The organism is Pseudomonas sp. GXM4 (assembly GCF_008923895.1).
In the GTDB taxonomy this organism is placed as follows: domain Bacteria; phylum Pseudomonadota; class Gammaproteobacteria; order Pseudomonadales; family Pseudomonadaceae; genus Aquipseudomonas; species Aquipseudomonas atacamensis.
This window is the reverse complement of the sequence record NZ_WBRZ01000038.1, coordinates 17,346-28,508: the sequence shown is the minus strand read 5'-3', so window position 1 is coordinate 28,508 and position 11,163 is coordinate 17,346. Positions and strand designations below refer to the sequence as shown.

Sequence of the window (11,163 nt, the reverse complement as noted above, 5' to 3'; positions counted from 1 at the left end):
CCGAACGGGGATGAATCCCCTCGCCACAGTCATCACTCGCCGCATTTCCAGGGTGATTCTGCAGAAAAGCTTTTTGACAGCATCACATTTCAACAGGTTAGAATCGCTGGCACGCAGACTGCATGGTCAGTTTGTGCCTCGTCTTTACGCTTCTGGAGTACTGCCTTTGAATGCGACGACCATCAACAGCCTGTTCTTGATCGGCGCGTTGCTGGTAGGCGCAAGCATTCTTGTCAGTTCTCTTTCTTCACGTCTCGGCATTCCGATTCTGGTCATCATTCTCGCGGTCGGCATGGCTGCCGGGGTCGATGGTGGCGGGATCATTTTCGATAACTACCCGACGGCCTATCTGGTCGGCAACCTCGCCCTGGCAGTGATCCTGCTCGACGGCGGCTTGCGTACGCGGGTGTCGAGTTTCCGCGTGGCCTTGTGGCCGGCGCTGTCGCTGGCCACGGTCGGGGTGTTGATCACCACCGGGCTGACCGGCATGGCCGCTGCGTGGCTGTTCGACCTCAATCTGATTCAGGGCCTGCTGATCGGCGCCATCGTCGGTTCGACCGACGCCGCTGCGGTGTTCTCGCTGCTCGGCGGTAAAGGCCTCAACGAACGGGTCAGCGCCAGTCTGGAAATCGAATCCGGCAGCAACGACCCGATGGCGGTGTTTCTCACCGTCACCCTGATCGACATGCTCGCCAGCGGCGAAACCGGCCTGCACTGGAGCCTGCTGACCCACCTGATCCGCGAATTCGGCATCGGTGGTGTGATCGGTCTGGGCGGCGGCTGGGTGATGCTGCAACTGGTCAATCGCATCAATCTCGCCGCCGGGCTCTATCCGATCCTGATAATCGCTGGCGGTCTGGTGGTGTTCGCGCTGACCAACGCCTTGCATGGCAGCGGCTTCCTCGCTGTCTATCTGTGCGGTCTGGTGATCGGCAACCGCCCGGTGCGCAGCCGCCACGGCATTCTGCATATGCTCGACGGCATGGCCTGGCTGGCGCAGATCGGCATGTTCCTGGTGCTGGGCCTGCTGGTCACGCCCCACGATCTGCTGCCGATTGCCCTGCCCGCCCTCGGTCTGGCGCTGTGGATGATTCTGTTCGCGCGGCCGCTGTCGGTGATGGTCGGCCTGCTGCCGTTCAAGGCCTTCCACGGTCGTGAAAAAGCCTTTATTTCCTGGGTCGGCCTGCGCGGCGCGGTGCCGATCATTCTCGCGGTGTTCCCGCTGATGGCCGGGCTGCCGCAAGCGCAGTTGTATTTCAATCTGGCGTTCTTCATCGTGTTGGTGTCGCTGCTGGTGCAGGGCACAAGCCTGCCGTGGGTGGCCAAATTGCTCAAGGTGACGGTGCCGCCAGAACCCGCGCCGATTTCCCGGGCGGCACTGGAAGTGCACGTCACCAGCGAGTGGGAACTGTTCGTTTACAAGCTCGGCGCCGAGAAATGGTGCATCGGTTCGCCCCTGCGTGAGTTGAAAATGCCCGAAGGCACACGCATCGCGGCGCTGTTTCGTGGCCAGCAACTGCTCCATCCGTCGGGTAGTACGGTGCTGGAAGTCGATGATTTGCTGTGTGTTATTGGCCATGAACACAACTTGCCGGCCCTCGGCAAACTGTTCAGCCAGGCACCGCAACGCGGCCTCGATCTGCGTTTCTTCGGCGACTTCGTGCTCGAAGGAGACGCCCAGCTTAAAGCGGTTGCAGCGCTGTATGGCTTGCCGGCCGAAGGCATCGATCCGGACATGACCCTGGGTGCGTTCATTGCGCAAAAAGTCGGGGGTGCTCCCATCGTCGGCGACCAGGTGGAGTGGAACAACACCCACTGGACGGTGGCGGTCATGGACGGGAACAAGATCGGCAAAGTGGGCGTCAGATTCCCCGAAGGAAGTCGCCCGGGCCCCGGACTCTTCCTCTAAACTGCTCCCACTCTCACTTGCTTGACCGGTCTCTATGCCTACCCTGCGCTCCTTTTTCGCCGCGGCCCTGCTGGGCCTCAGTCTCGTCGTCGGCCCGCTGCATGCTGCCGAACCACCGTCCAGCGATGCCGTGCAGGCCAGCCTCGACAAGCTGGCCGACAGCAAACTGCCGGACGCCGACAAGAAGACCCTGCAGACCGTCCTGCAGAACACCCTCAATCAGCTGAACAACCAGCGTGATTACGAGCAGAAACTGATCGATCTCAAGCGTCAGCTGGCCAACGCGCCGAAGCAAACGATTGAAAACACCCGCGAACTCAGCCGCCTCAAGGCCACCGCACCGGTGCCGGTAGCGCAGCGCTTTCCTAAGGAGTCGATTCAGCAACTGGAGCAGATCCTTACCGATCGCTCGACCCAGCAGAGCGATCTGCAAAAAGCCCTGGCCGAAGCCAACAGCCTGATCATCACCGCACAGACTCGCCCCGAGCGTGCGCAGGCGGAAATTTCCGCCAGCCAGACGCGCATCCAGCAGATCAACACCATCCTCAAATCCGGCAAGGACACCGGCAAAACGGTCACCGCCGAACAGCGCGACCAGTTGAACGCCGAACTGGCCGCACTCAATGCGCTGATTCCGCTGCGCCGCCAGGAACTGGCCGGCAACACCCAGTTGCAGGATCTCGGCAATGCCCAGCACGACTTGCTTTCGGAGAAATCCGACCGCCTCGACCGCGAGATCCAGGAACTGCAAACCCTGATCAACCAGAAGCGTCTGGCGCAGTCGCAGGAAACCGTCACCCAGCAATCGATCGAAGCGCAGAAGGCCGGCGGCAGCAGCCTGCTGGCGAGCGAGAGCGCGACCAATCTCAAGCTTTCCGACTATTTGCTCAAGAGCACCGACCGTCTCAACGAAGTCACGCAGCAGAACCTGCAGACCAAACAGCAACTCGACACCCTGACCCAGAGCGATTCGGCGCTGGACGAGCAAATCAACGTGCTCAAGGGCAGCCTGCTGCTGTCGAAAATCCTCTATAAACAGAAGCAAGCGCTGCCGCACTTGAAGGTCGACCGCGACCTCGCCGACCAGATTGCCGATATTCGCCTGTATCAGTTTGATGTCAGCCAGCAGCGGGAGCTGCTGAGCAACCCGGCGACCTATGTCGACAATCTGCTGGCCACCCAGCCGCCAGAGCAGGTCACCCCGCAACTGCGCAAAAGCCTCCTGGATCTGGCCAACACCCGCGCTGATCTACTCGAGCGGCTGAACCGCGAGTTGAGCGCGATGCTCAATGAATCGATCACCCTGCAGCTCAACCAGAAACAATTGCTGAGCACCGCGCAAAGCCTGCGCGCGACCCTCGACGAACAGATGTTCTGGATCCCCAGCAACAAGCCGCTGGACGTGGAATGGATGCGCGGTGTGCCCGAGCGCCTGGAGCGGCAGGTCAACACCCTGCCGTGGGCGTCGAGCCTGAGCGAACTGACTGACGGCCTGACCCAGCGCCCGCTGCTGTTCCTGCCATTGGCGCTGCTGATCGGCGCCCTGTTGTGGCGACGCAAGGCGCTGTACGGACGACTCAACAAGGTTCACCAGGACGTCGGCCACTTCAAGCGCGACAGCCAGTGGCACACGCCGCAGGCGATTCTGATCAACATCCTGTTGGCGATGCCGGTGGCGCTGGGTCTGGCGCTGTGCGGCCTGGCCTTGCAGATCGACGCGCGCGGGCAGAACGCCAACATGGGCGCGGCGCTGTTGCAGATGGGCCAGGCCTGGCTGGTGTTCTACACCGCGTACCGGATTCTTGCGCCGGGTGGCGTGGCGGAATTGCACTTCCGCTGGGAAAAACCGCAGGTCGAGTTCCTTCAGGGCTGGGTGCGTCGACTCGGCCTGGTAGTAATGGCGCTGGTCGCCGTGGTGGCCGTCGCCGAGTTGCAACCGGCGGCGCTGGCTGATGACGTGCTCGGCATGCCGGTGGTGCTGACCTGCTACGCCTTGATGGCGTGGCTGCTCAGTCGCCTGCTGATCAGCAGCCCGACGCACCAGAACGCTTCGCTGTTCCGCAAAGCCGTCGGAGTGATGTTCACCCTGCTGCCGATCGCCCTGTTTGTCGCGGTGTGCTTCGGCTACTACTACACCGCGCTGAAACTCAGCGACCGCTTGATCAATACCCTGTACCTGCTGATGTTCTGGCTGGTGATCGAGGCCACCTTCGTGCGTGGTCTGAGCGTTGCCGCGCGGCGTCTGGCTTACCAGCGCGCGCTGGCCAAACGGCAGGCGGCAAAAGAGGCCGGCGACGGCGAAGCGGTGATCGAAGAGCCGACCCTGGACATCGAAAAGGTCAACGAACAGTCCCTGCGCCTGATCCGCCTGGCCCTGCTCGGCGGTTTCATCGCGGCGCTGTACTGGGTCTGGTCGGACCTGATTTCGGTGTTCTCGTATCTGGACAACATCACCCTCTACGAATACACCAGCGGCACCGGCGCCAACATGAGCATGGTGCCGATCAGCATCGGCGACATGCTCGGCGCGCTGATCATCATCGGCATCACCTTCGCGCTGGCGCGCAACTTGCCCGGTCTGCTCGAAGTGTTCGTGCTGTCCAAGCTCAACCTGGCCCAGGGTAGCGCTTATGCGACAACCACGCTGCTGTCCTACGTGATTGCCGGCGTCGGTTTTGTCACCACCCTGTCGACCCTCGGCGTCAGTTGGGACAAGTTGCAATGGCTGGTGGCGGCGCTGTCGGTAGGCCTCGGTTTCGGTATGCAGGAGATCTTCGCCAACTTCATCTCCGGCATCATGATCCTCTTCGAACGCCCGGTGCGAATCGGCGACACCATCACCATCGGCAACCTCTCGGGTACGGTGAGCAAGATCCGCATCCGCGCCACGACCATCACGGATTTTGACCGCAAGGACATCATTGTCCCGAACAAGACGTTCATCACCGGGCAACTGATCAACTGGTCGCTGACCGACACCATCACCCGCGTCACGTTGAAACTGGGCGTCGATTACGGCTCGGATCTGGATCTGGTCAAGGAACTGCTGCTCAAAGCAGCCCGGGAGAACCCGCGTGTACTCAAAGAACCGGAGCCGCACGTGTACTTCCTCAACTTCGGCGAAAGCACCCTCGACCACGAACTGCGCATGCATGTGCGCGATCTCGGTGACCGCAACCCGGTGCTGGATGAGGTCAACCGCTTCATCAATCGCGAGTTCAAGAAGCAGCACATCAACATCTCGTTCCGGCAGATGGAGGTTTACCTGAAGAACCTGCACGGCCAGGAATACAAGATGGTGCCTGTGGAACCCGAGAACAAAACCATCGTGCCGATCGTCGACGGGCAGAAACCGTTGCCGGAACCGCCACCGAGCAAACTCGACTAACCGACATGGTCCCAGCAGAATGCTCGGACATTCTGCTGGAGCCGGCCCGTGAAAGCCCTCGACGAACTGACTTTCGACAACCGCTTTGCCCGCCTGGGCGACGCGTTCTCCGCGCACGTGCTGCCCGAGCCGATCGACAATCCGCGTCTGGTGGTCGCCAGCCCGGCCGCTCTGGCCTTGCTCGATCTCGATGCGGCCAGCGCCGAAACCGAAGAATTCGCGCAACTGTTTGGCGGCCACAAGCTGTGGGCCGACGCCGAGCCACGGGCGATGGTGTATTCCGGGCATCAGTTCGGCGGTTATACCCCGCAACTGGGCGACGGGCGCGGTCTGCTGCTGGGCGAGGTGTACAACAACGCCGGCGAGCATTGGGACTTGCACCTCAAGGGCGCCGGGCAGACGCCGTTTTCGCGCATGGGCGATGGCCGCGCGGTGCTGCGCTCGTCGATTCGCGAATTCCTCGCTTCCGAAGCGCTGTACGCGCTGAACATCCCGTCTTCGCGGGCCGCCTGCGTTATCGGCTCCGACACGCCGGTCTGGCGGGAAAAGCAGGAACGCGCGGCGATGGTGCTGCGTCTGGCGCCAAGCCACATCCGCTTCGGCCACTTCGAATATTTCTACTACACCAAGCGCCCCGAGCAGCAGAAACAGCTTGGTGAACATGTGCTGGCGATGCATTTCCCCGAATGCCTCGAACAACCGGAACCGTATCTGGCGATGTTTCGCGAAATCGTTGAGCGCAACGCCGAGCTGATCGCCAAGTGGCAGGCTTATGGCTTCTGCCACGGCGTGATGAACACCGACAACATGTCGATCCTCGGCATCACCTTCGACTTCGGCCCGTTCGCCTTCCTCGATGACTTCGACGCGCATTTCATCTGCAACCACTCCGACGATCAAGGCCGCTACTCGTTCAGCAATCAGGTGCCGGTGGGGCAGTGGAACCTCAGCGCCCTCGCCCAGGCACTGACGCCATTCATCAGCGTCGAAGCCCTGCGCGAAACCCTCGGCTTGTACCTGCCGCTGTTCCAGGCGCACTACCTCGACCTGATGCGCCGTCGCTTCGGCTTCACCACCGCCGAGGAGGAGGACCAGCAACTGCTGGAAAACCTGCTGCAACTGATGCAGAACAGCGGCGTCGACTACACGCTGTTCTTCCGCCGCCTCGGTGAAGAGTCAGCCGAACAGGCCATCGCCCGCCTGCGCGACGATTTTGTCGATATCAAAGGTTTCGATGCCTGGGGCGAACGCTACGTCGCCCGGGTCGGCCGCGACGGCAATGCCGATCAGGCACAACGCCGCGCACGGATGCATGCGGTCAATCCGCTGTACATCCTGCGCAATTACCTTGCGCAAAAAGCCATCGATGCGGCCGAGCAAGGCGATTATTCCGAGGTGCGCCGGCTGCATGCGGTGCTGAGCAAACCGTTCGACGAGCAGCCGGGGATGGAAAGTTACGCCGAGCGACCGCCAGAGTGGGGCAAGCATATGGAGATCAGTTGTTCGTCGTGAGTCGACTCAGATAAACACTTCGATCGGTACATTGAAACGTTCAGCGAGCCAGCGGATCTGGCGCAGGTTGAGCTTTCGTTTCCCGCTCAAAATTTCTGACACGACGGATTGAGTACCCACGCCAGGAAGGTCGCTCTGAGTGAGGCCGTGTTCGCGCATCATATAGCCGAGCACTTCTTCACCGCTCGCTTCAGCCATCGGATGATGGGTGCGATCCCATTCCTCGATCCAGTCACCGATGATGTCCAAAAGGCTCATCAATGGATGCGACTCATCTTCCCCGGTTAGTTCGAGTATCTCATCGACCGCCCGCACCAAGGCGTCATAATCCTCTTCGCTCTTCGGCTTTCGAACCAGCGGAGCGACATATTCCCAGTGCTCGGCCACTGTCTTGATCAAAACGCTCATACCTTCCCTTCCTTCCATTTGCCCCGATCATATTCGCGATGATCCAGAACATATTTTATGTAAAACCTCTGCGATCGATAACTGACGAAAGCTATCAGTCGCAGCTTGTTGCCGCCCAGGTCAAAGACATGAAACTGGCCCACCTTGTCGATCGCAGGAAATATCGATTTCATCGCCGAGAAGTCCTTGGGACAGCTTCTCTTTTGCCAGTCGAAACCACTGCGCCAGTGCGCTCGCGGATTGTGGCCATTTTTCCTTGGCCTCTCTGATGGGTTTTTCGCTAAACACATGCATGCAACATCCTTATCGCATTCTGCTATGGGAAGTTAATCGAAGGGCGCGATTATCGCAATGTGCGATAGAAGCAGACAGACCGACGGTGCGTCCGGTAAATCTCAGCCTAGGTCTAACCTCGAATGGTGCACGATTGAAAATATGAGCAAACGTCTCCACCTACCTGTCATCAGCTCTCTTTCGGATTCCGCTCATGACCACCCCACTCCTCATCCCCTGCCCCACCTGCAACGGCCTCAATCGCATCCCCGCCGAGCGCCTGGCTGACCAGCCCAAATGCGGGCGCTGCAAGTCTGCGGTGTTGTTGAGCAAACCCTTCGAACTCAAGCAGGGCGATTACGCCAGTCAGATCAAGGGCGATCTGCCGTTACTGGTGGATGTCTGGGCGGAGTGGTGTGGGCCGTGCAAGTCGTTTGCGCCGGTGTTCGAGCAGGCTGCGGCGCAACTGGCGGGCAAGTGTCGGCTGGCCAAGCTCGACAGCGAGGCGAATCAGCAGTTGTCGGCGCAGTTGGGGATTCGCTCGATTCCGAGTCTGATTCTGTTTAAAAACGGCAGGGAAGTGGCGCGCCAGAGCGGTGCGTTGCCATTGCCGCAGTTGATGGCGTGGCTGCGTAGCCAAGGCATCTGACCCAACACAGAGCCCCCTGTGGGAGCGAGCCTGCTCGCGAAGGCGGTCGATCATTCAGCGCCGATGTTGAATGTGCCGGCCTCTTCGCGAGCAGGCTCGCTCCCACAGAATTTGCGTGTGAGTCGGGGAATCAGTGGTCTTCCAGCAGATTGTGCAGTTCCACAAACTGCTGGGTCAGCTTGTGCCGTGGATCGAGGTGGATCAGCGGCATGCTGGCCTGGTGCGACTCGCGCATGCGCACCGAACTGCTCAGGTAAACCGGCAGCACTGGCAAGCCTTCGGCAATCAGCTCATCGAGCATCTGCTGCGGCAGGCTGGCCCGCGCCTGAAACTGATTGACCACAATGCCTTCGACTTCCAACCCTTCGTTGTGGTCATCCTTCAACTCTTCGATCTCGGCGATCAGTCCGTACAGGGCCTGACGTGAAAAGCTGTCGCAGTCAAAGGGGATCAATACCCGATCCGCAGCAATCAGCGCCGATACCGCGTAGAAATTCAACGCAGGCGGGGTGTCGAGATAGATTCGGTCGTAGTCCTCGGACAATTCGTCGAGCAACTTGCGCAGCTTGTTGATCTTGTGTTTCGCCTCGAGCTTGGGCTGCAGGTCGGCCAGTTCGGCGGTGGCGGTAATGATGTGCAGGTTATCGAACGGGGTTTCGTAGATGTCCGCCTGATTCTTTTTCGAGAACGGCCCGGACGACAGCGTCTGTTTGAAGAAATCGGCGATGCCCATCGGAATGTCATCGCCGGTGAGCCCGGTCAGATACTGAGTGGAGTTGGCCTGGGCATCGAGGTCGACCAACAACGTGCGATAACCCTCGCTGGCGCTGACCGCCGCCAGATTGCAGGCGATGCTGGATTTGCCCACGCCACCTTTCTGATTGAACACCACGCGCCGCATGACCAAACCTCCGTGTATCAAAGAATGACCGAGTGTAGTTGGCGGTGACCGCGCTTCGCTACCTTCACCGACATGGACTACGTCGTCAGGTGTAAAAATCGACGCCCAGACATGGAAAAAACCGCCAGCCATCCCAGAGACACCTGACAGACACGCCGCGTCAAATCTGGATAATGGCCAAGTGATAGCCATGCAGCGAACCGCTCGGTACATTTTGTTGGGCAAAATGTAACCAACATTTGCTACACACCCGTCGCACCGGGATAATGCGCGCCACCCGGCGCCCTGCGCCAAGCCAAGCCTGCTGCGGCGCTGGCGACTCAACGCGTCAACGAAAGCCCGCAGGGGCAGGATGAATGTCCGTGATCAACTTCAACATCGCCCAATGGCGCGCGTGGGCCCCGGGGCTCGACAGCGTGGACGCCTGGCAGGCCTGGAGCCGACAACCGGTCGTGCTGCAGAGCAGTGATGCCGCGCCCGATGTGTCGTTTCTGCCGGCCATGCAACGCCGTCGCCTCAGCCGCCTGGCGCGGATGGCCTTCAGCGTTGGCTGGCCGCTGGCCGAAGGCCGGGTCCATCTGCCACTGGTGTTCGTCTCGCGGCACGGCGAAACCCCACGCACGTTTGAAATCCTCCGCGATCTGGCCACCGAACAGCCCTTGTCGCCAACCCAATTCAGCCTTTCAGTGCATAACGCGATCATCGGTTTGTGGTCGATCATGCGCGGTGAAACCAGCGAAATGACCGCCCTCGCGGCGGCTGGCGATGGTCTGGAACATGGCATGCTCGAAGCGGCCGCATTGCTTGATGAAGGCGCCCCGGCGGTGCTGCTGGTGATCACCGAAGAGCAACCGCCCGAGGCGTACTCGCAGTGGGTCGATGATGTGCCGTTCCCTTACGCGCTGGGTTTATTGCTCACGCCCGGTACCGACTGGCGGCTGACCCTGAACAGCAGCACCGAAACCCGGTCAAAGGCGCACTGGCCGCACGCGCTCAACCTGCTGCGAACCCTGCTCGGCCAGCAACCTGACTGCCAACATGCGTGGAAAAATCGTGTATGGACCTGGCATCGCAACCCGTGACCGCCAAACACCGCGACGCCTACTACTGGCGCCTGCTGGCCACTGCTGCGAGCTTCGCCTTGTTCGGGCTAGGCGGGCTGTGTCTGCGCCTGCTGGTATTTCCGCTGCTCGCCTGCCTGCCCGGTGACGCGCTGGTCCATCGCCTGCGCGCGCGGCGTACGGTCAGTCGCTTGTTCTGGTTTTTCGTGCGTTTCATGGCCCGCACCGGCGTGCTCACTTACAACATCGAGGGTGCCGAGCGCCTCGGCCGGCCGGGGCAGATGATCATCGCCAACCACCCGTCGCTGATCGATGTGGTGTTTCTCATCGGTCTGGTGCGCCACGCCAATTGCGTAGTGAAGAAAACCCTTTGGGAAAACCCGTTCACCCGTGGCCCGCTGCGCCGCACCGAGTACATCAGCAACGACGGCAGCATGGATATGCTCGACGCAGCCGCGCAGTCGTTGCAGGACGGCCAGACCCTGATCATCTTCCCCGAAGGCACGCGCACCCAGCCGGGGCAGGCGCCGGCCTTTCATCGGGGGGCGGCGGCAATTGCCCTGCGCGGTGCGAAAATCGTTACCCCGGTGATCATCAAGGTCAGCCCGACCACCCTGACCAAAGCCGAGCCGTGGTATCGCATCCCCCATCGCCGCGTGCACTTCAGTTTTCGCGTGGGGGCCGATATAGACCCACAGACCTTCGCCGCGCAAGGCCCCGCACCGCAGGCCTCGCGCAAGCTCAACGATTATTTGCATGACTATTTCATTAAGGAGCTCGCCGCAGATGAGCGAACTGAACACCGCTAGCCTGGTGCGTGACATCAAACTGCTGATCATCGATGCCCTCGGCCTCGAAGACATCAGCCCCGAGGACATCGGCGACGAGCAGACATTGTTCGGCGAAGGCCTCGGCCTGGACTCCGTGGACGCGCTGGAACTGGGCCTGGCGATCCAGAAAAAATACGGCATCAAGATCGACGCCGATGCCAAAGACACCCGCAACCATTTCACCAACGTGGCCAGCCTTGCGGCATTCGTCACGGCAAAACAGGCAGCTTGA

9 protein-coding genes and 1 pseudogene are annotated in these 11,163 nt (G+C 60.7%); 7 read left to right on the top strand and 3 right to left on the bottom strand.

Annotated elements, in window-relative coordinates; all coding sequences use genetic code 11:
- Positions 1-166 precede the first annotated feature (166 nt).
- The 3 genes from F8N49_RS08260 to selO are packed head-to-tail and all read left to right on the top strand — an operon-like array spanning position 167 to position 6,809.
- Positions 167-1,909 (top strand): potassium/proton antiporter, encoded by a 1,743-nt coding sequence (locus tag F8N49_RS08260; protein ID WP_024011302.1) that lies wholly within the window; start codon positions 167-169, stop codon positions 1,907-1,909.
- A 34-nt stretch (positions 1,910-1,943) separates the two neighbouring features.
- A complete protein-coding gene (gene mscK / locus F8N49_RS08255; RefSeq protein ID WP_151551127.1) occupies positions 1,944-5,297 on the top strand; it encodes a mechanosensitive channel MscK in 3,354 nt (1,117 codons plus the stop codon).
- A 48-nt stretch (positions 5,298-5,345) separates the two neighbouring features.
- Positions 5,346-6,809, top strand: coding sequence for a protein adenylyltransferase SelO (gene selO / locus F8N49_RS08250; protein WP_151551126.1), 1,464 nt, complete (start codon positions 5,346-5,348; stop codon positions 6,807-6,809).
- Positions 6,810-6,815: 6 nt separating this feature from the next.
- Here the strand turns inward: selO and F8N49_RS08245 are convergent, their stop codons facing one another.
- Positions 6,816-7,217, bottom strand: coding sequence for a type II toxin-antitoxin system HigA family antitoxin (locus F8N49_RS08245; RefSeq protein WP_151551125.1), 402 nt, complete (start codon positions 7,215-7,217; stop codon positions 6,816-6,818).
- Positions 7,214-7,511 (bottom strand): annotated as a pseudogene (locus F8N49_RS08240) (type II toxin-antitoxin system HigB family toxin). The gene F8N49_RS08245 and the pseudogene F8N49_RS08240 overlap by 4 nt, the downstream one beginning before the upstream one ends.
- 193 nt (positions 7,512-7,704) lie before the next feature.
- On the opposite strand from F8N49_RS08240, the gene trxC reads away from it, so the two are divergent.
- Complete coding sequence (trxC, locus tag F8N49_RS08235; RefSeq protein ID WP_071174171.1) at positions 7,705-8,139, top strand: thioredoxin TrxC; 435 nt, start codon at positions 7,705-7,707, stop codon at positions 8,137-8,139.
- Between the two features lie 130 nt (positions 8,140-8,269).
- Here trxC and F8N49_RS08225 read toward each other — a convergent pair whose 3' ends face one another.
- Positions 8,270-9,040, bottom strand: coding sequence for a ParA family protein (locus tag F8N49_RS08225; RefSeq protein WP_024011296.1), 771 nt, complete (start codon positions 9,038-9,040; stop codon positions 8,270-8,272).
- Positions 9,041-9,396: 356 nt separating this feature from the next.
- Between F8N49_RS08225 and F8N49_RS08220 the strand changes: the two genes are divergently transcribed.
- From F8N49_RS08220 to F8N49_RS08210, 3 genes are read left to right on the top strand one after another with little or no spacing between them, the layout of a single operon-like run.
- On the top strand, positions 9,397-10,122 hold the full coding sequence (locus tag F8N49_RS08220) for a beta-ketoacyl synthase chain length factor (protein ID WP_073471623.1): 726 nt from the start codon (positions 9,397-9,399) through the stop codon (positions 10,120-10,122).
- Positions 10,098-10,910: a 1-acyl-sn-glycerol-3-phosphate acyltransferase gene (locus F8N49_RS08215; RefSeq protein ID WP_073471622.1), complete on the top strand. Its 813-nt coding sequence runs from the start codon at positions 10,098-10,100 to the stop codon at positions 10,908-10,910. The genes F8N49_RS08220 and F8N49_RS08215 overlap by 25 nt, the downstream gene beginning before the upstream one ends.
- Positions 10,888-11,163 (top strand): phosphopantetheine-binding protein, encoded by a 276-nt coding sequence (locus tag F8N49_RS08210; protein ID WP_039756723.1) that lies wholly within the window; start codon positions 10,888-10,890, stop codon positions 11,161-11,163. Before F8N49_RS08215 ends, F8N49_RS08210 begins: the two co-directional genes overlap by 23 nt.